Annotated in this window: 26 protein-coding genes; 20 read left to right on the top strand and 6 right to left on the bottom strand. The window is 46.6% G+C overall.

Annotation, left to right across the window (positions count from 1 at the left end):
• Positions 1-93: 93 nt before the first annotated feature.
• On the bottom strand, positions 94-777 hold the full coding sequence (locus tag GC102_RS38200) for a Crp/Fnr family transcriptional regulator (protein WP_171694156.1): 684 nt from the start codon (positions 775-777) through the stop codon (positions 94-96).
• A 239-nt stretch (positions 778-1,016) separates the two neighbouring features.
• On the opposite strand from GC102_RS38200, the gene GC102_RS38195 reads away from it, so the two are divergent.
• On the top strand, positions 1,017-1,652 hold the full coding sequence (locus tag GC102_RS38195) for a LysE family translocator (protein ID WP_171694155.1): 636 nt from the start codon (positions 1,017-1,019) through the stop codon (positions 1,650-1,652).
• Between the two features lie 579 nt (positions 1,653-2,231).
• Here GC102_RS38195 and GC102_RS38190 read toward each other — a convergent pair.
• Together GC102_RS38190 and yfhS are read right to left on the bottom strand one after the other, a co-directional pair.
• On the bottom strand, positions 2,232-2,843 hold the full coding sequence (locus tag GC102_RS38190) for a superoxide dismutase (protein WP_029194504.1): 612 nt from the start codon (positions 2,841-2,843) through the stop codon (positions 2,232-2,234).
• An 84-nt stretch (positions 2,844-2,927) separates the two neighbouring features.
• Positions 2,928-3,134 carry a mother cell protein YfhS gene (gene yfhS, locus GC102_RS38185; protein WP_036632516.1) on the bottom strand — a complete coding sequence of 69 codons (207 nt, stop codon included), beginning with the start codon at positions 3,132-3,134 and terminating at the stop codon, positions 2,928-2,930.
• Between the two features lie 283 nt (positions 3,135-3,417).
• Here yfhS and GC102_RS38180 point away from each other — a divergent pair, with 283 nt between their 5' ends.
• The 10 genes from GC102_RS38180 to GC102_RS38135 all read left to right on the top strand — a co-directional run bounded on the left by GC102_RS38180 (position 3,418) and on the right by GC102_RS38135 (position 11,267).
• Entirely contained in the window at positions 3,418-3,849 is a 432-nt protein-coding gene (locus GC102_RS38180; protein ID WP_171641230.1) for a GNAT family N-acetyltransferase, read from the top strand.
• 141 nt (positions 3,850-3,990) lie between these two features.
• Positions 3,991-4,545, top strand: a complete 555-nt coding sequence (locus tag GC102_RS38175; RefSeq protein ID WP_171694154.1) for a DUF402 domain-containing protein — start codon at positions 3,991-3,993, stop codon at positions 4,543-4,545.
• Positions 4,546-5,145 (top strand): signal peptidase I, encoded by a 600-nt coding sequence (gene lepB, locus GC102_RS38170; protein WP_171694153.1) that lies wholly within the window; start codon positions 4,546-4,548, stop codon positions 5,143-5,145.
• Positions 5,146-5,181: 36 nt separating this feature from the next.
• Positions 5,182-6,378 carry a tRNA epoxyqueuosine(34) reductase QueG gene (gene queG, locus GC102_RS38165; RefSeq protein WP_171694152.1) on the top strand — a complete coding sequence of 399 codons (1,197 nt, stop codon included), beginning with the start codon at positions 5,182-5,184 and terminating at the stop codon, positions 6,376-6,378.
• Positions 6,375-6,926, top strand: coding sequence for a methylated-DNA--[protein]-cysteine S-methyltransferase (locus GC102_RS38160; RefSeq protein ID WP_171694151.1), 552 nt, complete (start codon positions 6,375-6,377; stop codon positions 6,924-6,926). Before queG ends, GC102_RS38160 begins: the two co-directional genes overlap by 4 nt.
• A 17-nt stretch (positions 6,927-6,943) precedes the next feature.
• Positions 6,944-7,975: an HD-GYP domain-containing protein gene (locus GC102_RS38155; RefSeq protein ID WP_171694150.1), complete on the top strand. Its 1,032-nt coding sequence runs from the start codon at positions 6,944-6,946 to the stop codon at positions 7,973-7,975.
• A gap of 90 nt (positions 7,976-8,065) precedes the next feature.
• On the top strand, positions 8,066-8,275 hold the full coding sequence (locus GC102_RS38150) for a YneF family protein (protein WP_036632513.1): 210 nt from the start codon (positions 8,066-8,068) through the stop codon (positions 8,273-8,275).
• Between the two features lie 172 nt (positions 8,276-8,447).
• Positions 8,448-9,026, top strand: coding sequence for a TetR/AcrR family transcriptional regulator (locus GC102_RS38145; protein ID WP_171694149.1), 579 nt, complete (start codon positions 8,448-8,450; stop codon positions 9,024-9,026).
• Between the two features lie 27 nt (positions 9,027-9,053).
• Complete coding sequence (gene folE, locus GC102_RS38140; RefSeq protein ID WP_171694148.1) at positions 9,054-9,641, top strand: GTP cyclohydrolase I FolE; 588 nt, start codon at positions 9,054-9,056, stop codon at positions 9,639-9,641.
• A 306-nt stretch (positions 9,642-9,947) separates the two neighbouring features.
• The gene (locus GC102_RS38135; protein ID WP_171694147.1) at positions 9,948-11,267 is read left to right on the top strand and encodes a deoxyguanosinetriphosphate triphosphohydrolase family protein; all 1,320 of its coding nucleotides are present in this window, start codon (positions 9,948-9,950) and stop codon (positions 11,265-11,267) included.
• A gap of 222 nt (positions 11,268-11,489) precedes the next feature.
• Here GC102_RS38135 and GC102_RS38130 read toward each other — a convergent pair whose 3' ends face one another.
• Positions 11,490-12,509 (bottom strand): alpha/beta hydrolase, encoded by a 1,020-nt coding sequence (locus GC102_RS38130; RefSeq protein ID WP_171694146.1) that lies wholly within the window; start codon positions 12,507-12,509, stop codon positions 11,490-11,492.
• A 362-nt stretch (positions 12,510-12,871) separates the two neighbouring features.
• Between GC102_RS38130 and GC102_RS38125 the strand changes: the two genes are divergently transcribed.
• Complete coding sequence (locus GC102_RS38125) at positions 12,872-13,615, top strand: IclR family transcriptional regulator (protein ID WP_171694145.1); 744 nt, start codon at positions 12,872-12,874, stop codon at positions 13,613-13,615.
• 128 nt (positions 13,616-13,743) lie between these two features.
• Entirely contained in the window at positions 13,744-14,649 is a 906-nt protein-coding gene (locus GC102_RS38120) for a cation diffusion facilitator family transporter (protein ID WP_171694144.1), read from the top strand.
• A gap of 130 nt (positions 14,650-14,779) precedes the next feature.
• On the opposite strand, the gene sleB is transcribed toward GC102_RS38120, so the two are convergent.
• Together sleB and acnA are read right to left on the bottom strand one after the other, a co-directional pair.
• Positions 14,780-15,436, bottom strand: coding sequence for a spore cortex-lytic enzyme (gene sleB, locus GC102_RS38115; protein WP_171694143.1), 657 nt, complete (start codon positions 15,434-15,436; stop codon positions 14,780-14,782).
• Between the two features lie 231 nt (positions 15,437-15,667).
• Positions 15,668-18,385: an aconitate hydratase AcnA gene (gene acnA / locus GC102_RS38110; RefSeq protein ID WP_171641254.1), complete on the bottom strand. Its 2,718-nt coding sequence runs from the start codon at positions 18,383-18,385 to the stop codon at positions 15,668-15,670.
• A 193-nt stretch (positions 18,386-18,578) separates the two neighbouring features.
• Between acnA and GC102_RS38105 the strand changes: the two genes are divergently transcribed.
• The 7 genes from GC102_RS38105 to GC102_RS38075 all read left to right on the top strand — a co-directional run bounded on the left by GC102_RS38105 (position 18,579) and on the right by GC102_RS38075 (position 25,069).
• Entirely contained in the window at positions 18,579-19,598 is a 1,020-nt protein-coding gene (locus GC102_RS38105) for an amidase domain-containing protein (protein ID WP_171694142.1), read from the top strand.
• A gap of 38 nt (positions 19,599-19,636) precedes the next feature.
• Positions 19,637-20,785 carry a D-alanine--D-alanine ligase gene (locus GC102_RS38100; protein WP_171694141.1) on the top strand — a complete coding sequence of 383 codons (1,149 nt, stop codon included), beginning with the start codon at positions 19,637-19,639 and terminating at the stop codon, positions 20,783-20,785.
• Positions 20,786-20,791: 6 nt separating this feature from the next.
• Positions 20,792-21,109, top strand: coding sequence for a hypothetical protein (locus GC102_RS38095; protein WP_057303481.1), 318 nt, complete (start codon positions 20,792-20,794; stop codon positions 21,107-21,109).
• A gap of 591 nt (positions 21,110-21,700) precedes the next feature.
• Complete coding sequence (locus tag GC102_RS38090) at positions 21,701-22,018, top strand: hypothetical protein (RefSeq protein ID WP_171694140.1); 318 nt, start codon at positions 21,701-21,703, stop codon at positions 22,016-22,018.
• Between the two features lie 140 nt (positions 22,019-22,158).
• Positions 22,159-23,148 carry a UV DNA damage repair endonuclease UvsE gene (gene uvsE / locus GC102_RS38085; protein WP_171694139.1) on the top strand — a complete coding sequence of 330 codons (990 nt, stop codon included), beginning with the start codon at positions 22,159-22,161 and terminating at the stop codon, positions 23,146-23,148.
• Between the two features lie 100 nt (positions 23,149-23,248).
• Positions 23,249-24,019 (top strand): enoyl-ACP reductase FabI, encoded by a 771-nt coding sequence (gene fabI / locus GC102_RS38080; RefSeq protein WP_171694138.1) that lies wholly within the window; start codon positions 23,249-23,251, stop codon positions 24,017-24,019.
• Between the two features lie 189 nt (positions 24,020-24,208).
• The gene (locus GC102_RS38075) at positions 24,209-25,069 is read left to right on the top strand and encodes an inositol monophosphatase family protein (protein ID WP_171694137.1); all 861 of its coding nucleotides are present in this window, start codon (positions 24,209-24,211) and stop codon (positions 25,067-25,069) included.
• Positions 25,070-25,135 lie beyond the last annotated feature (66 nt).

The following is a 25,135-nucleotide window of genomic DNA, read 5'->3' as shown; positions in this document are numbered from 1 at the left end:
GTTTTCGGTTCCCGAAAACCGCTTTCTTATTGGCGATAAAACTTACATTTAAACGCGGTCGCTCATCCTTGAATGGCCTCGATAGAGGTTTTCTCATCGAATTTCGCCCTTAATGGCATCTACATTTCTTAATGTGATTAACTTTTTATCAATTTGTATAAGTTCGTCGTCGAGGAGCTCTTGCAGCACCTTGGTTACGGACTCTCGCACAGTGCCAACCATATTAGCTAGCTGCTGATGTGTAAGTTTTACATTAATCAAAAGACCTTCAGATGTAGGGACACCATGCTGCTCAGATAGACGGATAATGGTCTTCATGATACGAGAGCGAACCCCTAAGAACGTAAGGTCGTAGATTTGATCATTGGCTAGACGCAGTCGTCCCATCGTGGTTTCTAGGAGCTTTAAACATAGTTTAGGGCTCTTCTCCATGAACTGAGTGAATAGCGTACGTTTAAGGATATAGAGTGTACAAGACTCCATCGTTTCGGCGGTTGCTGACCGAGTATGACCGCTGCCTATCAAGGACATTTCACCGAAAAAATCCCCATCACGAAACAAAGCTAGAATAATTTCCTTGGCTTCATCCAAGCGATATATTTTCACGACACCAGATTTAATAAGAAATAATTCCTCACCTTGGTCACCCTCGAGAAAAAGAATTCCGCCCTTTTTTGCTTTTTTTTCTATGAATAAAGGGGCAATTGCCTGTAAATCTTCTTCCGAAAGCTCTTGAAATAAGGGGACATTTTGGAGTAAAGAAACGATTGTTTTCACCAGGCATTCATCTCATTTCGGCCATATTAAACGACCAGCTGTTCTTGCCTAGGGGGATATCGCGACGTTGCCGACGGAACAGCTTGACCATGTCTATATCGTACAGCTTTCCAGTGTATGCGTAAAGAACTTCCAGTGCATGATGTACGGGGATGGTTTAGAAGTTGAAAAAATTAAAATCTTTCTATATACAACTTGCTTGAATGTGATAAAATCGTAAAAAAATGGGGGGTGCGAATATGTATGGAATAATTAATTATGAGGTATTTTTGCTAACTGGAATTCTTCTGAATCTTATTCCTGGTGCTGACACAATGTATATTGTGGGAAGAAGTATTTCGCAGGGGAGAAATGCGGGTATTTATTCGGTTTATGGCATTATTAGTGGCTCTTTAATTCACACCTTATTAGTTGCTTTTGGTTTATCAATCATACTAACAAAATCACTTCTCCTATTCAATATCATTAAAATAGTGGGAGTCATCTATTTAGTTTATCTTGGCATTCGAATGTTACTTGATAAATCAAATGTAAACTTTAGTGCTGCTGCTGAGTCTAATAAACAAAACATAAGCAAAATATATATGCAAGGGCTTGTGACCAGTCTTACGAACCCAAAAGTTTCCTTATTTTTCATTGCCTTTCTCCCGCAATTTATTGACAAAAAGGCTTCTGGTCCTATCCCATTTATCATTCTAGGGCTTACATTTACGTTCACTGGATTGCTATGGTGTCTCTTTATTGCCTATTTTTCTTCGCACCTTACAAAAAAAGTAAGAGGAAGCGCAAAGATTGGTACGGTTTTAAACAAAATAACGGGTGTTATCTTTATTGGAATGGGATTAAAGCTGCTTCAAACAAAGGCTCCTCAATAAATCTCCTCTTGCTAATAAAATAGAGTTATTCAAAAAACGACCCCTCAAGGGTCGCTTTTTTGATTTCAAGAACTGCTTGGTGGACTCACGTTTGATGCAGTAGTTGCGAATCAACGCTATTTGTTATAAAAAGCAAAGGTGTATGGCTGGATGGATAAAATAAAGCATTGATCTATTGAACGATTGAACGATTGAACTATTGGATTTTATCCAGTGTTGTTCCATACAGGCCTAACAATGACATCAACCATTGGATGTTATCCAATGTCTTTCCCGTACAGGCCTAACAATGACATCTACCGTTGGATTATTTCCAATCGAACTGCATCCAAATGCTAATTTTCATGGAAAAAGGTTAGCTCCTATTGGATTTTCTCCAATGGAAGTAGGATATTCAAAGCCTGAATAGGTGTTTAATTGGATTTTATCCAACGGGAATTCCAATACCTCAGCCTAAGGATGTCCAGTTTGATCTATGAGCTTCATGACGCGCGGTATAGCCACACTTATGCTAAAAGTGTTCCGTATCATAGCAAAAAAAAAGCGACCCCGCGGGGTCGCTTTCTCTATGCACAGATATTACTTCGCAGCGTCGTAACGTTTGCCAACTTCGTTCCAGTTCACAACGTTCCAGAAAGCCGCGATGTAGTCAGGGCGTTTGTTTTGGTAGTTCAGGTAGTAAGCATGCTCCCAAACGTCAAGACCAAGGACTGGCGTTTCGCCTTCCATGATCGGGCTATCTTGGTTAGGCAAGCTGTATACTTTCAATTTGCCAGCTTTGTCAACAGCTAGGAAAGCCCAGCCAGAGCCAAAACGTGTTGTAGCTGCTGCAGCGAAGTCTGCTTTGAACTTGTCAAAACCGCCAAGCTCGCTCTCGATAGCTGCTGCTAAAGCGCCAGTAGGTGCTCCGCCAGCTTCTGGTCCGATTGTTTCCCAGAAAAGGGAGTGGTTCGCGTGTCCGCCACCATTGTTGCGTACAGCTGTACGGATATCTTCAGGAAGGCTGTTCAGGTCAGCGATCAGGTCGTTTAAGGATTTGTCATGCAGAGCAGGGTGTTTGTCCAGAGCTGCATTCAGGTTAGTTACATAGGCGTTATGGTGACGATCGTGGTGAATTTCCATTGTTTTTGCATCGATGTGTGGCTCAAGTGCGTTGTTCGCGTACGGAAGAGCTGGTAATTGATGTGCCATTGTATAAATACCTCCTAAAATTATGTAGTTTCAACTTCATTATGAAGGAATTTCGATAATAAAGCAACATGTATGTTTACTAAGTCAGACGCCGCGGCGCTCAATTTCCTGGATGATTTGACTGTGAATATGGGTTCCTTGTTCATTGAGCCAAGGAGATAAATCGCTCATGGCACTGTGATTGTATCGAAGTTCGATCTCCGTCCATTCGCTAGGTTTTATGGAGCTCAGTACCTGAAAATCACGTATCTTTCGTGGGTATGAGTCTCCGATCTCTTCATTGTTTGACATGAATTCACCTCCCATTCTTTGCTCATCCTTCTATAAAATCCGACGTTAGTACGAATTTTATACATGAGGTCCATATCTTTTAGACAATAAATATGCTAAATATTTGAAACAATTTGTTGAAAACGCTTGCATTTAAGCGCTTTCAAGAGTATTTACGAAAAAAACAAAGTTTTTTGTGAATTTTGACACATTTTTAGCAGGATTCCGCACTTTTTTGTCGTATTTACTACTTTACCAAAAAAATTATTCCTAACAAATAAAAGTGGAATTGGGAGAGAACCGTATGCACGTTCGTTCATTTCAGCTTGGTGATACCTCTTCGGTGAAGACGCTTCTGCAGGATGTTTTATCGGAAACCTGCTATGAGGAAACGATTGAAGCATTTGCACGTCAGCTATCATGGGATACAGAACTTGTTTTAATCGCTCAAGAAGAAGAGCAAGTTGTAGGCATGATTATCGGTACGATTGATAACAACAATGGCTACTACTATCGGATCGCAGTTGCAACAGAGTATCAACGCAAAGGTATCGGTAAAGCTTTGATCGAAGCAATGAAGCAAAGGTTCCTTCAACGGAACGTGAAGAAGATTATGGTGACGGTGGATATCCATAATGAAATGGTGCTGCCTGTTTACGAGTCTGCTGGTTACAGCACATCGGACTTTTCCCGTACCGCACATCGTCTCAGCATTGTGAAGAAAGTCAGTGTTTAACTGATCATTCGGATGTCCATGAAATGAATAGATTTGGAACGAGGGAAGCATATCTGTGCCGCCATTGCAATTGGGGGTCAGATATGCTTTTCTATATAATATGGGAACTTTTCGGCAGCTGTGAATAGAGGAGCTTTGGACATGGATAACTTTGCGCCGTATGTGATAAAAAGCTTCAAACATGATGGACATCTTCACCGGATGTGGCTGACGAATTGGCGAGTACCACAGCACATCCTTCATGCCGATCATCATCAGCAAGAAATGATGGTGTTTATTAACAGCCAGACCAAGATTCAGGAAGCAGACGGCAAGGAGTGGGTTAGCCGCATTCCAGGGGTATCTTTTTTTATTCCTAAAATGTGGTTTAATATTGTTGCACTTATAGAAGAAACAGGTGTTAGATACTACTGCAATGTCGCATCTCCACTGTATGTGACCCAGCAAGTACTGACTTATATTGACTACGACCTTGATGTTATTCGAATGCCGGATCGTTCCGTGCATATCGTAGATCAAGATGAATATGAACGCCATAAACTGAATTATCACTATTCTTCTCTTGTGGAAACGAAAGTGAAGGAAGGTCTTGCAGCTTTACTCGCGCTGGTGAACGCGGACAAGCCGCCGTTTCAAGATGATATGGTTATGTATTATTACGAGCAGTGGGAAAAGTATAAGAACGGAGGAGCATAAATGAGCTTCTTTGTAGGACGCAGTGAATCGAATAAGGCAGCTTCTCAGCCTAAGAACTATCATGAGGCTAAAAGCCTAACCCATGAGCTATGGGATTGGACGAAATCCATTCTTGTAGCTCTTCTTGTCGTTATCCTCGTACATCAATTCGGATTCAATCTCTCCACGGTTCGAGGTCACTCCATGCAGCCCACCTTGCAGGAAGGGGAGTGGTTGTTTGTGAATAAGGCCATTACGTACTTAAAAGCACCCAAACGCGGAGAGATTGTCATTCTCAAAGAGTCTGAGGAGTTTGTCACAGTGACACATCCTTTTTTGGTTAAAAGGATTGTCGCGATTGCGGGCGACGAGGTGCAGGGCCGAGCCGGCTTTCTTTATGTAAACGGCGACAAGGTCGAGGAGCCGTATACAGATACGCTCATCGAGGACGGAGACTTTGGACCGACACGCGTCGGGCAAGGCCACGTCTTCGTGATGGGCGATAACCGCCATGCGGCGGCAAGTGGCGACAGCCGCAGGTTTGGGGCTGTTCCTATCGGCCAGATCCAAGGACGGGCCGAGTATGTGCTGTGGCCATTCGCGATGGCCAAGAAGCTTTAAATTTAACGGACGCGAAAGAAGAGAGAGGTGAGAGGGTTGGCGGTTTCCATAGCAGCAGGAACAGATGCGGACTGGCGCAGGCTACAACAAGAGATCGTGGAAGCCGCGTCGTCCCTCGGTATTGATAAGATCGGCTTCACGTCAGCGGAGCCGTTCACAGAACTGAAAGAGATCCTTCTCCGCCATAGGGAGAAGGGGTTTGAATCCGGCTTCGAAGAGCCGGATATCGAGAAGCGGGTACATCCAAGCTTAAGCTTCGACGCGCCGCAGTCGATCATTTCCATCGCTGTTGCGTACCCGTCGAAACTGCCAAACCCTCCCCGATCCGAGCCTGGGGCTTATCGGGGGATTATTTCGCGCTCCTCGTGGGGGAGCGACTACCACGACGTGCTTCGCGATAGACTCGCGAAGCTGGAGGCTTTCATCGCGCAGCGCGTGCCTGACGCAAGGCTAATGAGCATGGTCGACACTGGTGCACTCGTCGACCGCGCCGTAGCCGAGCGGGCTGGGATCGGCTGGACTGGCAAAAACTGCGCCGTCATCACCCCCGAGTGGGGATCGTGGGTTTATTTGGGCGAAATGATCACGAATATACCGTTTACATCCGATACATCTATTATGGATCAGTGCGGGGACTGCACGATTTGTATCGATGCTTGTCCCACGGGAGCGCTGGTCGGACCAGGGCAGCTGAACTCAAGCCGCTGCATCTCCTTCATCACGCAGACCAAAGGTTATGTCGATGATGAATTTAAGCTCAAAATCGGCAACCGCCTCTACGGCTGTGACACCTGCCAGATCGTCTGTCCGAAGAACAAGGGGATGAACTGGACGCATCATCCCGAGCTCGAGCCTGACCCCGAGAAGGTCAAGCCTTTATTAATCCCCTTGCTGACCATGTCGAACAAGGATTTCAAAGAACAGTACGGGCGCATCGCAGCGTCCTGGAGAGGCAAGAAGCCGATCCAGCGCAATGCGATTATCGCGCTAGGGAATTTCAAGGACAGGACGGCTGTACCTGTCCTGAGAGAGCTACTGCTGACAGATCCGCGCTCTGAGATCAGGGCTACAGCAGCGTGGGCGCTAGGGCACATTGGCGGCGAAGACTCGGCGGCTGCTCTCGATAAAGCGCGAATAGCCGAGCAGGAACCCGCTGTTATGCAGGATATCGAGAAGGCGCTCGACGTTGTAAGCCATTCAACAGCTGATAAGGGGGAGAAAGAGCAGATATGACACAGCAAACACAAGCTGCGATCGTCCTTTCCTATACGGAGGTTAATTCTCCAATAGGTCCTCTTGTTCTTGTATCGACCTTACAGGGGCTCTGCAAGGTCGATTTCGGCACCTACGAACAGAACCGAGAGAAGTTACAGCAATGGGCTAACCGCTGGTTTGGCAGGCATGAGCTGCAAGAGAATGCAGCACTTCTCGAACCGATTGTGGAGCAGTTGGAGCAGTATTTTAGAAGAGAACGTGTAAGCTTTGAGAGTGAACTGGATTTACATGGAACTGATTTCCAGAAACAAGTCTGGACAGCACTGCTTTCTATTCCATATGGAGAGACAGCTTCCTATAAACATATTGCAGAAGCCATAGGCTCACCGAAAGCCGTCAGAGCGGTTGGTGGAGCTAACAATAAAAATCCAATTCCCGTCATTATCCCCTGTCATCGCATCATTGGCGCTAGTGGTGACCTTGTTGGCTACGGTGGAGGTCTCCCAATTAAAGTACTCTTGCTCGATTTGGAACGAAGCTCGAATACGGTAATAACTAATAAATAAAACGTGGAGTGAATCCTATGAAATATGTGCATTTGGATTCCGTTGAGCCGGGTCAATTTTTGGGCCGAACGATATTTGCCAGCAATGGAGCTATTTTGCTTTCAGAAGATGTGCAATTGACGGTGTTTATGATTAACACGCTTAACCGAATCGGAGTCACAATGATTTACATCAAAGACCCGAACCTAGAGGATGTAGAAATCCCGGAAATCCTTTCGGATGAAACCAAACGTATCGTTATGCAGCAAATGGGTCAAACGTTCGCGGCTATCCAGTCGGGTAAGGAATTTAACTCGCGTGCTATGAGTATTTCGATTAATACGCTGCTCGATGAGATCATGAAAAATCGTGATGTACTTGTGCAGTTGACGGATATTCGTACGGAGGATAACAAGATGTATGTCCATGCAACGAATGTCTGTATGATGGCCGTGCTCATTGGGATTAATATGGGATTCAATGGAACCCAATTGAAGGAGCTCGCCATTGGTGCGCTTCTTCATGATGTGGGTAAGCTGGAGCTTGTTTGCGATGATGAGTCGCCCGACATGAAGAAGCATCATACTTGGCGCGGCTTCGAGCTTCTGAAGAACAAGCGGGAATTCAGCCTGCTCATTGCCCATGTGGCCTTCCAACATCATGAAACGCTTAACGGGCAAGGGGTTCCGAGAGGACTTATGAGTGAAGAAATTCATATTTATGCGAAAATTACGGCCGTCGCGAATATGTACGATAATTTGCTGTTTGATGTCTCCTTAGGGCGCCGTATGCTGCCGCATGAGGCTTGCGAGCATATGATGGCGGTAGCGGAGACCCAGCTTGATCGCGATGTCTTGATCCAGTTTCTGAAGATCGTCTCGATCTATCCGACGGGAGCTTCCGTGCGTTTGTCCAATCGGGAGACCGGTGTTGTGGTTGGACAGCATAGAGGACTGCCAAGCCGTCCGATTGTGCGAATCGCGAAGCAAAATACGATGGATAAAGAGCTGGATATCAAAGAAATTGATCTGGCCAAGCATACGACCATTTTTATCGAACAGGTTTTGTAATAAAGGGGTAGTCATTTGTAAAAAGATGAACAGAAATGATATGATAAGGCAAGCAATCGATACCAATTTGTACATGCAGGGGGCATAATTATGTGGAGTTATCTGATTCCCATTCTCACGTTAATTGTTGGCTTGGTCGGTGGGTTCTTCATCGGCGTATTCTATTTAAAAAGACAGCTGGAATCCATGCAGAACAATCCAGAAATGCTGCAAAAAATGGCCAAGCAAATGGGCTACAACATGAACAAGCAGCAGCTGAACAAAGCACAGCAAATGATGAAAAACCAAAAGTGGAAATAAGACGTAGGGTTAGAACAACCCTTCAAAAGGGCTTTGCTGTTTAACCGTACGAACGGTGGGCAGCACGAGCCCTTCCTAATATAGGGATCTTTGAGTGCAGCTCAAAGTCTCTCCTAATGTGAGTGTAGCTCAAAGTAGGACATACCAGTACTATTCAGAGGTGGCTCAAGCGATGGCTAGCAACAAAGACCGCATCATGGAAGCAGCCATGGATTTATTTCATGATCATGGTTTCCAAGGAACGGGTCTGGAAGATATTTTGACGAGCAGCGGGGTATGCAAAAGCAATTTTTACTACCATTTTAAAAGTAAAGAAGAACTAGGTTTGAAAGTTATTGAGCGCAAGGTGCAGGAGATGCGGCAATCTGTGATGGAGCCTAGTTTGGGTAATGCGCAATTATCGCCGAAGCAGCGGGTACTGGCATTGTTTGAACGCATGCTGGCCTTTTGTGAGGAGTATGAATGCCGCAGAGGCTGCTTCTTCGGTAATCTGGCCTTAGAGCTGAGTGATAGCTCTGAGGAGCTGCGTAAGCCGTTGAGCCGCTTTTTCAGTGAGTTGGAGGCTGAGGTAGAATCCTGTTTGCAGGAAGGTAAGAGACGAGGCGAGCTGCTGCTGCAGGGGTTAACCCCAGTAGAGCTGGCGACCCCGATAGTATCCCTTCTGCAGGGTGGGATGCTGCTCACCAAAACGCACAAAGACAGCAGAGCGCTGCGCGACAGTATCAAGGTTTTGACCGTTTGTATGGGGTAGAGGATAAGAAAGAGGAGTGATAGAAATATGGCGTCCATTGACTACAAAAATACAAGAGTTGCTGAGAATCGGGAGCTGATTGAACAGCATGTCCGAGAGATTTTACGGCTGATTGGCGAAGATGTAGATCGGGAAGGCTTATTAGACACACCTGCTCGCGTAACCCGTATGTATGAAGAAATTTTTTCGGGCTATGAAGCGAATCCACGCGATGTGATGGGTGTAACTTTTGATGAACAGCACGAAGAGCTGGTAATTATTAAGGATATTATTTATTACAGTCAATGCGAACACCATATGGCGCCTTTTTTCGGGAAAGTGCATGTAGGTTACTTACCTAGCGGAAAAGTGGCTGGACTTAGCAAATTTGCTCGTCTCGTTGATGTGGTCACTCGTAAGCTGCAGGTGCAGGAGCGGATTACTTCTGAAATCGCCGACATTCTAGATGATGTGCTGAAGCCGCATGGCGTCATGGTAGTCGTTGAGGGAGAACACATGTGCATGTGCTCCAGAGGCGTGAAGAAATACGGAAGTCAAACGATTACCTCAGCTGTTCGCGGTTCTTTCCGCTCAGACTCGACTCTTCGTGCCGAATTTCTGTCTTTGTTAAAATAAGTAGTGCTTACGAGGGATGTGCATGGAGACAATAGTCTTGTGCATCATCCCTTTTTTTGTTCAGGAAGCGCGGCATGACTTGTTGCGAGGTAGTCGATATAGTATTATTTTACCACATAAGAAAGTTTGAGATTTTCGGACCTCGAGAGAGATTTATCCAACTTAATACAAGATCCCCAGGGACTATCGTACATGCTGTAGCATAAACTGATAGGAAACAAGAAGAGGTTTACGGAGTGGCTAATTGAACAAAGAGACTCAGAACTATACCGGGCGTCCGGCAACAGCACTAGAGGAGGCAAACTTATGAACAACATACGAAAATATCGGCCAGGTGAGGCCGGTTCCTCTAAATTGAGTGAAGAACGGGATGAATTTGAGCGGGATTATGCGAGGTTAATTCAATCTCCGACCTTTCGTCGGCTGCAGGGTAAGTCGCAGGTGTTTGGCGCAGGATCAGGTGATTACTATCGAACACGTCTAACCCATTCGCTCGAAGTTGCCCAAATCGCCAGAGAAGTAGCGAAGCGGTTAGAACGGACGAATCCTTTTTTGAGTAAAAGAGAGCATCCTGGCTTGATCATTGATCCTACCGTCGTCGAGTGTGCGTCGATTGCTCACGACTTCGGTCACCCGCCATTCGGTCATAAAGGGGAAGAGGTTCTGAATCATATTCTGATGAGGGATCATGGCTTAAAATATGAAGGCAACGCCCAAAATTTCCGTATCCTGATGTTTCTCGAAAAAAGAGCAGGCAGTGAAAGCGGCCTGGATCTTACAGCTGCGGTGCTTCTTGGAATTAATAAGTATCCATTTTTGATCGAGGAAGAAGGCCGACTTAAGGGTGTCTATGCCTCAGAGTGGGAAATCATTCGTGATCTGCGCTCGCAATGGAACATGCCGGAGGGTTGTTCGACCTTGGAAGCTCAACTGATGGATTTATGTGACGATATCGCGTACTCCACCCATGATATTGAAGATGGTATTCGTGCTGGCAAAATTCAAATGAATGCAACCTTTTTTGAGGATCAAAGACTGATGCGTCATGTGGTCATGGAAATATTAAATGATCCCAACAAGCATAAATTCGGCTGGGAGCAAGTTAATATTGAGCAAATGGTCAGGCAAGTTCTGTCGGACTATCTGGAGCAATGGGAGCAAATTTTCTCAGAGTGCAACGGGGAAGAATCGCGTACGCGCAGAGAGATGAAAGCACGCTGGGTGAGCTCTTTCGCGAGCAGTCTGGACATTATAGATGACCCTGACCGAAGCTGGAAAAAGGTTGCGCTCGTGAAAGACGGAGCCGAGGATATGAATCTTTTGCGCACGATGGAAATTCTTAAGAAGCTTGCGTGGGTCACGCTGATCAAAGACTTCCGTGTGCTGCGCCTGCAAAAACGCAGCGAGATCATCGTCGAGCGTCTGTGGGACAGCTTCATCGACAAGGAGAAGGGGCAGTGGATCATGCCTCCCGACTGGATAGATAGCTACGAACGCCGTAATGCCACCTGGAGCTGGCCGCGTTTCGTCGCGGATTACATTTCCGGTATGACTGACGCCTACGCGGAGAAAGTCTACGCCGAATTGTTCGCCAGCAAATCCGGCTCGATTTATGAGATGGATTAGTTGGGGGTTAAGATTCAGACCCCAAGTGGCTGATTGGACCAGCATATTACCTTAAAAGTGACTGGTTAACCACAGATGAATGTTGAGAGCACCGAAAGGGACTTCCCATCGCTGGAAAAGTAGCAAAGTGTTGCTGAGAAGTCCGAAAAGGACTTCTTGGAGCAAGGATGGCAGAAAAAAGCTTGTATAGGCAAAAAAATATCGGCCCTCGAGGGGCCGATTTTATAGGGAGGAGGGAATACCAAGGTTAGCTTGCATAGGAGTAGTCGTGATACCGTTAAGGAAATTCATCGTTCGGCGCATATACGTTTTCGGCTCTGCTCGGTACAGCAGCTCATGCTGCGCTTTTGGGATAATCCAAAGCTTGGATTCGGAGTCTTTTTGCTGCTTGAACATATCCTCTACCATGCCATAGGGTGCTTTGTAATCTTCCGTTCCATGGATGAAGAAAATCGGCATCGGATAAGCTGTTGAAGTTACTTTGTTGTAAGGGACTTCTTGCAAGCTTACGCCATTGAGCAAAGGGAAGAATAAGCGTACGAGCGGTAGAGATGGAAATTTTGGCACATTAACGACTTGCTTCATATTATGATAGAGTGTGTCTGGATTGAGCAAAAAAGTGCTGTCCAGAATCATCCCCGAAATATCATTGCCACTTAGAAGAGCAGTCTGTAGTGCTGTTCCTGCTCCCATAGAGAAGCCCCAAATATAGATAGGACCGCTGGATACCTGCTTGATATAATGGATGGCGCCAAGCAGCTCTTGCGATTCTTGAATGCCGCCGGTCATAATTCGTTTGCTGTTAGGGTGCACATAACCATAGTCGAACATAAGTACATTGTAGTTTTGCAAATGAAGTTCGCGGGCTAAGTTGTAAATGGGAACCCAAAGTTCTTCGCGATTGCCGCCGTAACCATGGGAGAAGATGACGGTTTTGTCGGATTTGCCAGGTATGAACCAACCGTCTAGGTTTGACGTGCCATTCAGACTTGGGAAGGTCACACTGCTGTAAGGAAGACCAACGGCTCTCATCGGATCCGAATGAAGCGGGTCAATATGTGGCCGAGCTAGCGTCCATGCAATATAGGCGTGAAAACCAAGAAGTAAAGAAGTGCATAGGATTAGGAATGAAGTGAGGATGGTGAAAACCAGCCTTTTTTTGCGTAAAAGCGGTCGGGTGACCACTTGCTCCAGTGTGGGTTGTAGTGAACCAGTTCCAGGGGATAGAGATGTTGTTGACATCGTAGTACCCTCCCTCCATTAAAATTAGTGTGATTATGCTGCTGCGGGTTAGAGGTTAAAGGGAGAATAAATTATTTAAATATTCAGATAAGTGTTCTATTAACTTAATAGTATTCTGAATGCGCTTACAAGTCAATGAGGTTGCGCTAATTGTAAGCCCTTTGTAATCGTCCTGTAACAATGAGAAAACGGCCGTTTGACCATATATAGGGATCTTTGGTCAAGACAAAAATTCTCTCCTTTATAGGCATCTTTGATGACCAAAGTCTCTCCTTTACGGTTTACGCGAGTTTCGTTATACTGAATATAACTGAGTTTCATATAGTGAAACTTTTTCACACGGATGAAAGTGGTGAAAAACGATGGAAGATGGCAAGCTGACGGTGCGTGCTGTAGAGCGCGCTTTAGATATTATGCTTTGTTTTACGGGGGCGTCGGAATTGACGCTGACCGAAATAGCAAGTCGTGCTGGGCTTCACAAAAGCACGGTGCACCGCCTTCTGGCATCCCTAGAAGGCAAAGGCTTCATCATGCGTGATGGCTCGACAGATAAATACAGACTCGGTTATCGGTTATGGGAGTTGTCCGCTAACCTCTCCAAAGAGGGAGACCCCGGCGTCATTCTGCTGCCGGAAATGGAACGGCTGCGCGATCAACTCGGCGAGACGATCTCGCTGTACGTGCAGGACGGCCTGGTGCGCGTACGCGTCCAAGCCGTACAGAGCAACCACGCCATTCGCCGCGTTGCCCCTGTCGGGGCGCGAATGCCCCTATACGTCGGCGCCTCGAGCAAGGTGCTCGTCGCCTTCGCTGAGCCAGCGCTGCAGGAGCAGCTTCTAGCCTCGGCCGATTGGCCGACTGGGCTAGATAAGACTGCGTTCCTGCAGCAGCTCAGCGACACCCGACGCGCAGGCTTCGCCACGAGCGTCGAAGAGCGCGAACCCGGTGCGGCGGCTGTGGCCGCACCGGTTCTGGACCGCGGCGGCCGGCTTGTCGCCGCCCTCGCGGTCTCGGGTCCAGCGAACCGGCTCACGCTGGAGCTGATGCAAGAGCAGGCGCCGCTCATTGTTGAGGCGGCGCGGCGTATGGGAACGATGCTGCGCTGACGCATCGTCCTTTTTTTGCGGCTTCGTGCTGGCGCGAAGCCGCGGCCCTACCCGTCATCCGTGGTCAGGATGACGGATGCTTTGCTTCTAGGAGGTCATACTAGAAGAGGGAAAGGGAGTGGCAAGTAATGAATAAGACAGCCTCGATGCTGGCGATCTGGATCAGTCTTGCCAGTAATATCGTGCTGACCGCCATCAAAATCATCGTCGGCCTCAATTTCAAAAGCCAAGTGCTTATCGCCGACGGCATCCATAACGCGGGAGATGTCATTGCGACCGCAACGGCTTATAGCTCGATGCGCGTTTCCTCCAAACCAGCGGATGTTGATCATCCTTACGGGCATGGCAAAGCCGAAGTGCTCGGAGCCTTCATTGTCGCTATCATCTTAGGTGGAGCAGCCATTTACATGGGCTACCACTCTATTCATGCGCTATTTGAGCCAGCGGGAGAGGCGCATATTATTGCATTTATCGCGGCGATCATCTCGCTAGTTTGGAAGCAAATTCTTTATGTCTACACGAAACGTATCGGCAATAGGGTCAATAGTAAAGGATTAATAGCCACTGCGTATGACCATTTGGCTGATGTATATGCTTCGATTGCGGCTTCGGTTGGCATAGGTTTGGCCTTAATCGGGGATCACTACAACTATGATATATTGGCTTATGGCGACCCCGTGGCTGGTATCATCGTTTCTTTTTTAGTGTTGAAATTGGCGTACGAAATGGGCAGCGAATCTTTCGACATTCTCATGGAGCGCAGTGTAAGTACGACATACATTGAACAATACGCGGCATTGATCCGATCTGTACCAGAGGTCAAACGGATCGACCGCCTGCGCGCACGCGAGCACGGTCATTACATATTAGTTGACGCCAGACTTGCTGTTTCGGGGAAATTAACCATCCAAGAAGGCCATGACATTAGCCGTCGTATTAAGCAAAAGATCAAAGAAGCGCATAGTGATGTGGATGAGGTGCTGGTGCATTTGAATCCTTGGTATGAGGAGTCTACTAAATCGGGCGAAAACTGATCTTAACTCTTGATCTAACCTCTTGAGCCACCAATTCCCATATCTATGTAAAAATACCTCTACGCGAGGTCGCTCATTATGGAGCGGCTTTCGGTAGAGGTATTTGTTTTTCTTACATCTTTTTCTTTGATTACCTAGCAAAAATATGATGCCCAATCCGCACAGTCTGCGGACGTGACCAGATCCATTTGCTAGTTGCTGTTTCAGGGTTAAAATAATACAAGGCACCCTTGGTAGGGTCTAAGCCCCGGACAGCATCCTGTGCTGCCATGTAGGCTGTCGAATCCGGCTTCAGCCAATATTGGCCGTCACTAACGGCTGTAAAAGCCCCAGGTTCAAATATAATGCCTTGGATGGAACTCGGGAACTTACTCGATTGTAGACGATTCATGACAACGGCCCCTACGGCAACTTGTCCCTCATAGGATTCACCGCGAGCCTCGCTGTAAATCACCTTCGCCAACATATCTAATTCAGCTTGATTCACTGAATAGTTACGTAAAGCCTCCCATGTTTTCGCTCCAATCATGCCGTCAACGGTTAGACCATAATTATATTGAAAATTGCGAACAGCAGCGGCCGTAATCGGACCATATTTACCATCCACAGATTGCTGGTAGTAGCCTAAAGTCTCGAGTCGGAACTGAGCGTCCCAGACATCACCGTTTTGACTGCCTTGCTTCAATGTCGTTGCTGCAGAAGCCGGCAGGCTCCATTCACTTACAGTAAAACCTAGACCCATTGAAGCTAACAGCACGACAAGGACGAGTTTTTTTATCAACTTCATCTTCATCTCCCCTTTCGTTCTATCAGTATAGGTGCCGAGGAGGGGAGGCTCAACCCGCAGTTATTGGAAATGTACCCCAAACGCTTGGCGCTCTAAGGGAATTTAGTTTGTAAATATGGCTCGAAAATTGTTGATTTGGTCTTTTTATAAAAAATAAAAGCCCGAGATCGCCAATAAGGCAATCCCGGACTTTTGCTGTGTGTAATGCGTTTTTTTGTGTGTTTTGCTGTATTAGTTTTTCTCGGCAAGGATTGAACGAAGAACGGTTTGCAGAATACCACCATTGCGGTAATAGTCTACGTCCACCAAGCTATCCAAACGCACAAGTGCGGTGAATTCGAAGCTTGTGCCATCTTCACGAGTAGCTGTTACTTTTACAGTAGAACCTGGTTGTACATCGTTGCTCAAACCAGTGATATCGAATGTTTCACGACCTGTGATACCTAGTGTTTTCCAACCATTCCCTTCAAGGAATTGAAGTGGAAGAACGCCCATACCAACAAGGTTACTGCGGTGAATACGCTCGAAGCTTTCCGCGATAACGGCTTTGACGCCAAGTAGGAATGTACCTTTTGCCGCCCAGTCACGGGAGCTTCCAGTTCCGTACTCTTTACCCGCGATAACTACGAGGTTTTGGCCTTCAGCTTGATACTTCATGGAAGCATCGTAGATGGATTCAACTTCGCCAGTTGGCAGGTAAGTTGTTACGCCGCCTTCTGTTCCTGGTGCCACTTGGTTACGAATACGGATGTTCGCGAACGTTCCGCGCATCATCACTTCGTGGTTACCACGACGGGAACCGTAGGAGTTGAAGTCTTCTTTTTTCACACCATGGTTAATCAGGTATTGGCCTCCAGGGCTGTCAACCTTGATGTTACCAGCAGGGGAGATATGGTCTGTTGTAACGGAATCTTCCAAGAGTGCCAACGTTTTTGCATTGCGAATATCTGCGATATCATCCAAAACCGTGCCCAGATCTGTGAAGAACGGAGGCTCTTGAATGTAAGTGGAATTGTTGTCGAACTCGTATAGATCGCCTTCCGGAATTGCGATTTGGTTGAAGCGCTCATTCGCACGGAATACGTTGCTGTATTTATCACGGAACATGTCAGCACTCATTGCAATGCCAAGAGCTTCTTGAATCTCTTGGTTTGTAGGCCAAATGTCTTTGAGGTAGACAGGTTGATTGCTTTGGTCGTAGCCGATTGGATCGTTAGCCAAATCAATGTTCACTGTTCCTGCAAGCGCATAGGCAACAACAAGCGGAGGTGATCCTAGGTAGTTTGCTTTTACTTGAGCATGTACGCGGCCTTCGAAGTTACGGTTACCGGAAATAACGGCAGCCACAGTCATATCGTTGTCGATGATTGCTTTGCTTACTTCTTCTGGAAGCGGGCCGGAGTTACCGATACAAGTTGCACAGCCGTAACCTGCAACGTGGAAGCCTAGTGCTTCTAGAGGCTCAAGCAAGCCTGCTTTAATCAAGTACTCGGTAACAACCAGGGAACCTGGTGTCAATGAGCTCTTAACGAATGCTGGTTTTCTCAAACCGCGAGCTACCGCTTTTTTCGCTACAAGTCCGGCACCTAGCATAACGCTTGGGTTGGATGTGTTGGTACAAGAAGTGATTGCCGCGATGACAACTGCGCCTGTACCCATTTTGACAGTTTCGCCGTTTGGATAAACAACATCAACGACTTCTTCGATTTTCTCATCAGTAAGACCATAGCCGCCTTTGTCGATAGGTGTACGGATGATGGAGTTGAAAGACTCCTTCATGTTCGTAAGCTCGACACGGTCTTGTGGACGTTTAGGACCAGCTAAGCTTGGTACTACAGAGCCAAGATCAAGTTCAATTACATCTGTGAACTGAGGATCTGGTGTGCTGTCTGTACGGAACATACCTTGAGCTTTGTAGTAAGCTTCTACGAGTGCGATTTGATCTGCGTCACGACCTGTACTTCTCAGGTAGTTCAACGTTTCGTTGTCGACTGGGAAGAAACCGATTGTTGCGCCGTACTCAGGAGCCATGTTCGCTACCGTTGCACGGTCAGCCAAGGAAATGTTGCTCAGACCAGGACCGAAGAACTCAACGAATTTACCAACAACGCCTTTTTTACGTAAAATTTGTGTAACAGTCAGAGCCAAGTCAGTTGCTGTAGCGCCTTCTGCCAGGTGGCCTGTCAATTTGAAACCAACAACGTCTGGAGCTACGAAGTAAAGCGGTTGTCCAAGCATACCAGCCTCAGCTTCAATACCGCCTACGCCCCAACCTACAACACCAAGTCCGTTGATCATTGTAGTGTGGGAATCTGTACCTACGAGGGAATCAGGGTAAACAACAGTTTCGCCATCGATCGTTTTCGTAGCTGCTACGGAAGCTAGGTACTCCAAGTTAACTTGGTGAACGATACCTGTTGAAGGTGGAACAGCACGGAAGTTATCGAACGCTGTTTGTGCCCAACGTAGGAAACGGTAACGCTCTTCGTTTCTTTCGAACTCTAGGTTAATGTTGTAGTCAAGTGCATCCGGGGATCCGAAAGCATCGACCATAACAGAGTGGTCAATAACAAGGTCTACAGGAACGAGTGGGTTGATCCGTTTTGGATCTCCGCCTTCACGAGCCATCGTCGCACGCATTGCCGCAAGGTCAACAACGACGGGTACGCCTGTGAAATCCTGAAGAACGATACGAGCAGGAATGAAAGGAATTTCTTTGTTTTCATCGCGGCCTTCAGCCCAACCAGCGATTTGTTTAACGTGTTCACTTGTAATAGCACGACCGTCGAATTGACGAATAGCGGCTTCGAGCAAAACGCGAATGGAGACAGGCAGATTGCTAACGGTTCCGTGGCCTTGATTTTCAAAGTCAGGAAGACTGTAATACTGGAACGATTTCGTTCCCACAGTTAACTGCTTACGCACAGAAAAAGAGTCCTTATTGGACATGGGTAATTCCTCCTCAAAATATGTTCATCCATTGGTTTCATCTAGTGAAACTCAATTTCATTAATCCCTCTACATTAAGTATAGCGTTTTGGTGTGTATGAGTAAAGATTAATTTCAATCATTTTTACCGTCAAAATGTCATATATTGAATCAATTCAAAGCAATTCGGGCTCGTCCTAAGGAGGATACCAAGATGTCCTGGAAAACAGCGCTCTATAACTACGTTCACGCTAAGAACCAGGCAGAGATCGAAGGCTCTGCTGCACCGTTGGAAGCTTATGTCTCAGACAGCGCTTATGTACGGAAACAGGATGTCAAGGTACGTAGGCTCTTGAACAGTTACCGCGACCGTGATGCTAAATTGCTGCGCGGAGAAACAAAGCTGCGTCTTACTGGTGTCAAAGAATCACCCCAAGTGATTATCGCGGATATCCAATTACATCGATTTCTAAATTATCGGATTGGATCCATCGAACATCTTGAGGAACGCATTGAACCTGAACGTGTGTTCATAGATAGCGCGGAGAACCGCTGGCAGGTCCGGTACACAGAACCTCTCCATGGAGAAAAGTCGCTTCCGAGCAAGCAGCGAGGCGTCTTTTTGCCTGACCATGAAGGTTTTGTGGATGGAATTCGCAGAGCGCCCTCACTTCCTTATATCAATCATAGTATACTCAACAGCGGTGCTCAGGAATCAGCTCCTCGCAAAATCATTTATAATCGCGCCAAAGCGGCCCATTATGCAGAAACTTGGTGGCAAACCCCGAATCCGAAATACGAGGAATTTGAAGTCGACTGTACGAATTTTGTATCGCAATGCCTCTTTGCAGGCGGGGCTCCAATGGACTATACTGGGAAAAGGGATTTGGGCTGGTGGTATGCTGGCAAAAGAGGCAATCAAGAGCTTTGGAGCTTCAGTTGGGCTGTTGCCAATAGCCTACAAACATTCCTCTCACATAGCCGCAGAGGATTGCAAGGTCATGCGGTAGATGATCCTAGCGAGCTTCAAATGGGAGATACAATTAGCTACGATTGGGATGGCGATGGCCGCTATCAGCACAATACGATTGTGATAGGCAAAGATGCCAACGGGATGCCGCTGGTCAATGCGCATACATATAATAGCCGTAATCGCTATTGGGCTTATAAGGATTCACCTGCTTGGACAGAAAGGACGAAGTACGTTTTCGTTCGGGTTGCTGATTATATGTAATAGGAAAAGAAAATGCAAATACTAAACGGAGGTACGTAATGAGCCGCAAAATACGAATTGGACTAATTTATGGGGGGAAATCCGGAGAGCATGACGTGTCCCTGCAAACAGCATTGGCGGTTATGAAAGCTGTGGACTTCAATAAATATGAGATCACACCGTTTTATATATCCAAAAAAGGCGAATGGAGAAGCGGTGCACCCCTATTAGGTCCGGCTGAATCCAAGGAAGTATTGACTTTTAGCAGTGGAGAAACCGCTGCTGCCGCACCTGCTTCCAATGCTTTGGCACCCATATTCGGGGCCATTCAGACAAAAGGCGATGTGGCTATTGCTGCAACGAATACAGCTGGCATGAAGGACACTGGCTTAGACGTTGTTTTCCCTCTTTTACACGGCACTTTCGGCGAAGATGGGACCATTCAAGGATTACTTGAAATGGCGAACATTCCATACGTAGGTGCAGGCGTGCTTGCATCAGCCGTCGGGATGGATAAAGTCATGATGAAGAAGGTTTTCGCACAAGAAGGGCTTCCACAGTGTATTTTCCGCCATTTTACTCGTACCGAGTGGGAAAAGAACCGTGCGTATCATCTGATCGAGCTCGAAACAGCTATCGGTTATCCATGCTTCGTGAAGCCGGCTAATCTAGGCTCCAGTGTCGGTATTTCCAAAGCAAGAAATCAAGCAGAATTAATTGAAGCGGTCAATTTCGCTTTCCAATATGATCGCAAAGTCATTATTGAAGAGAATATCGATGCCCGCGAGATCGAAGTAGCCGTTTTGGGCAATGATGAACCTATCGCTTCTGTTGCTGGTGAAATCGTGTCCTCGAACGAATTTTACGATTACAAAGCGAAATATATGGACGGCAAATCAGCGATGGTTATACCTGCAGACATCCCCGAAGAAACGTCCGAACAGATCAGACAGCTAGCACTTCAAGCATTCCTTGCAGTGGATGGCAGCGGCTTATCGCGCGTTGATTTTTTCTTAGGCAAAATCGATCAGAAGATCTACATCAATGAAATCAATACGATGCCGGGCTTTACACCATTCAGTATGTACCCGCTGCTATGGAAAGAAACCGGTAAACCATACACAGAGCTGCTCGACGATCTTATTCGTCTGGCTATCGAACGGCATACAGCGAAGCAGAAAATCCAATATTCTTTTGATGTGGAGTAGATGCATATGGGATTTCAAACGGAGTTCAATTCGGTCTGCAAGTTTAAGTCCGCGCAGGAGCTTTACGAGCTTCTAGAGTACGGCCGCGGCAAAATGGTGAAAAGCGGCTTCCGCGTCTTCCCAACAGGTCAGAAGGTCATTGCATACACGCCTGAGAATCAGGCGATTGCCATTGTCCGAATCGTTGCTTCCATTGCGGAAATCAATTTCCAAGGTGATGAAGTAACGCAAGTGGAGATGGAGCTCATTCGCCGTCTGACGGAAGAAGAGTCACGAATTCAGACCTCACTTGCTTATGAGATGTTTTTTGGTGAGCAAGCATAGCCGCATAGCGTAAATTAGAAGACATCGTCCGATATGGACGGTGTCTTTTTTGAATACATCACTAAAATAAGCTCAAGGGGAAAAAGTACCTCTACATAGCAATGAAAAACATCCTTACAAGATGAGGTTGCAGCCTAAATAGTCCGTTCCTCGCTCTTTAGTGATGTTTTTCATCACTAAAATAAGCTCAAGGCGAAAAATACCTCCATAGCAATGAAAAACATCCTTACAAGTTGAGGTTGTAACCGAAATAGTCCGTTTCTCGCTTCGTAGCGATGTTTTTCATCACTAAAATAAGTGCGAAGCGGAAATGTACCTCCATAGCGATGAAAAACATCCTTACAAGTTGAGGTTGCAGCTGAAATAGTCCGTTTCTCGCTCCGCAGTGATGGTTTTCATCACTAAAGTATGCGCGAGGCGGAAAATTACCTCCATAGCAATGAAAAACATCAAGATGAGGTTGCAGCCGATGTATAGTAAGTTTCCTGCCATTGCCCTCGTACCCGGTACTACAAGAACTTAGTACTTATTCAATCTAGCTCGAAGAACTACAATATACCTAGTAGATATTCAGATTGGAGAGTGAAAAGGATGAGACAAAAATTATTGACGGACAGAAAGTTTATTGCCTATTGGCTTTTCAATATTGGGTTAGGTATACCAACTCCATATGCACTTATTTATATGATTTTTGGGTTTTATGGCTTTATGTCGCCTCCATCGATGCAAGATCGGTATATGGCTTCGGGGGTGCTTTGCGTCTACTTGTTGGTTTGGTTTATCGGAAACTATATATGTTTGCGAAAAGAAGATCGAGGCACCAAGTACGGTATGTTAGCGTTAAGCTTGCTGCCACTTGCGATTTCGTCTTTTATCAGCTTCAAAATCATAGCATCCATCTCATCCTAATTAGGTGAGTTGTGTATGTGCGGCTCCTCCAGAGGGTACCCTATGAAAGGAATTTTTTCATCACAAATAACAAATGCATTCGTCCAACTGGACGATGTAAGCCATTTATCCTTGCATACTCTTCTTGGAGGTTACCTTGCATGATTATTCGCCTTGGGTATGTGGCTATGTCGACGATAGTCAAGAACGCATCCCCTTCCAAAACGATGACAGTGACGAACTTCAGCAAGCTTTTGGATCGAGATGCGGCCATTCGGAAGCTAGAGCGACTTGGCGCTGAAAATTTGCATAATACGCTTAGATTGCTTAGGCACAACCGTGCGCATGACATCATGGTGTTTCGCTTTTCTTCTAGGCTGATCCCTCTCATAGGACATGAAATGTTAGGTGACTGGGACCCCATTACCACGCTTTCTGCGGAATTCCAAGAGCTTGGCAGCTACGCTAAGCAGTCTGGCATGCGCGTAAGCTTTCATCCGGATCATTTCACCGTCCTGAGTACGCCAAAGGAAGATGTGCTGCAGAAATCAGTGGAGGATCTAGAGCGGCATACAGCTATGTTTAACGCGATGGGGCTGGGTATGGAAGCCATGTGCAATATTCATGTAGGAGGTTCCTACGGCGATAAAGAGAAAGCGGCTAAGCGATTTATTCAGAATTTTTCCGCGCTGCGCCCTGACATTCAGAGGCGGATCACACTTGAGAATGATGATAAAACCTTTACAGCACAAGAGACACTCGATATTGCAGAAAAGGTGGGAGCGCCTATGGTGCTGGATATTCATCATCATGCGATCAATAACAACGGAGAGGATGCGGCAGATCTCTGGCCGCGAATCCGACAAACGTGGTCGAGACAGGAGAGTGAGCAGTCGGAACAGGCCGCAAACGTACTCCCGCCGAAAATCCATGTTTCAAGTCCAAAAAATGAAACGGATCTAAGAAGTCATGCTGATTACGTGGAGGTAGGACCTCTTTTCACATTCCTACGTGCGATAGCTCCAACCACGCCAAATCTCGATATCATGATTGAAGCGAAGATGAAGGATGAAGCGTTATTTCGTCTCATGGAAGACCTCAAGATGCAAGAGGGAGTTTCGGTTCTCGATCAAGCCTCGATCCAGCTATAACCGTTCAGATTTAATTCTTGAATTGTTGGACAAAATGGGGTACTTTGGAGAGTGGGAATGAACGACGCACAATCCATTGTGAGAGGGGCTTCTTAATACCATGAGTCAATTGTTAACCGGAAAAAATATACTTGTAATGGGTGTTGCCAACGACCGCAGCATCGCTTGGGCTATTGCTCAATCCTTAGCGGCACAAGGAGCCAATCTTGTTTTTACGTTTGAAAATGAGCGTGTTGAGGAACGCGTTCGCAAGCTCGCAGACACGATTCCAGGCTCAACCTTGATGCCTTGCAATGTAACTGTAGATGCTGAGATCGAAACACTTGCATCCACGCTCAAAGAGAAGTTCGGTGTGCTTCACGGTCTCGTACATAGTATTGCTTTTGCTAAAACCGAAGAGCTGGACGGGCTATTCGTTGACACATCTCGTGATGGCTTCGCATTAGCGCATGACATCAGTGCTTACTCCCTTGTAGCGGTATCGAAACGGATTTACCCGCTGATGACAGAGGGCGGCAGCATCATGACGATGACCTACCTCGGCGCTGAGCGCGCGATGAAGAACTACAACGTCATGGGCGTTGCCAAAGCAGCGCTGGAAGCTAGCGTTCGCTACCTTGCGGCTGACCTTGGCCAATTCGGCATTCGCGTGAACGGCATCTCTGCGGGTCCAATTCGTACCCTGGCTGCCAAAGGTATCAAAGACTTCAACTCAATCCTGCGTCAAGTAGAAGAGAAAGCACCGCTTCGCAAAACAACGGATACAGCCGAAGTAGGCGACACAGCGATGTTCTTGATGAGTAACCTTTCCCGCGGCATCACGGGTGAAGTTATCTATGTAGACGGTGGATATCATATCGTTGGCATTTAATCCTGCATACTAAGAAATTCCGTATTGCCTTATAGGTGATACGGTTTTTTTACGCAAAAAACAGGCTGATTCTAGTTGAAATGTAAAATTATACGAATATTTTGGGATGAAACGCACTAGTATTTAAAACGTATAATTTACTATACTGGAGTTACCAATTAAATAATGAAAAAGGAAGAGTTGATATAAATGGTTGAGAGTAAGGTGGAGCCTTTCGTGGTGGGCAGTAAGAGCTTTACAGCGGTGGCCATTAATACGGCAGCTAAGGCTGGGCAATGGATTAAGAGCAAGCTGGGGGACATCAATCGCGTGGATACGAAGTACTCCTCTCAAGATTTGGTCACTGAGGTGGATAAAGGTTCGGAGAAGCTAATTCGTAATTTGATTATGACTCATTTCCCAGATCACTCCATTCTTGGTGAGGAAGGCGTGGAGCCTGGACCAGAGGCATCGGCCAAAGCGCTTCAAGCGATGAGCGATGAGGAGTATCTCTGGATCGTGGATCCGATTGATGGGACGACGAACTTTGTTCACGGTTTTCCGTTCTACTCCGTTTCGATTGCGCTTGCACATAAGGGGGAAATTATTGTAGGTGTCGTTTATGACCCATCACGTGACGAGCTTTTCGTCGCTGAAAAAGGGAAAGGCGCCTATATGCACGGCAATAAGACGAAGGTTTCGCTAGATAGCAAGCTATCCGAGAGCTTGGTTGCAACCGGCTTTCCTGCGGATCGTGACGGCGCGCTCCCGATCAATCTTAAAGGGACGCTGGCTTTGGCGCCGAAGGTAAGGAATCTTCGCTCGGGTGGATCAGCAGCGCTGCATATGGCTTATGTCGCAGCAGGACGATTAAGCGGGTTCTGGGAGATTGGTCTCAGCGCATGGGATGTTGCTGCAGGCTCGTTGCTGATTCAAGAATCCGGCGGAAAAGTGAGCGATACGGCTGGGAATCCATACCGACTTGCCGTTAGAAATGTGCTTGCTACCAATGGTCAAATTCATGACGAACTTCAGCAGGAGTTGGCTGGAGCGGGGGCGACAGGTTTGTAAGCTTGAGCAGCTTACAGGATTTTCTTGTTGACAATCCAGCTATTTAAAGTATTATAAGGATATAAT

The sequence above is a fragment of the Paenibacillus germinis genome (assembly GCF_013141785.1).
In the GTDB taxonomy this organism is placed as follows: domain Bacteria; phylum Bacillota; class Bacilli; order Paenibacillales; family NBRC-103111; genus Paenibacillus_E; species Paenibacillus_E phytorum.
Note: the sequence above shows the minus strand (reverse complement) of the source record. Positions and strands in the feature narration are given on the sequence as shown.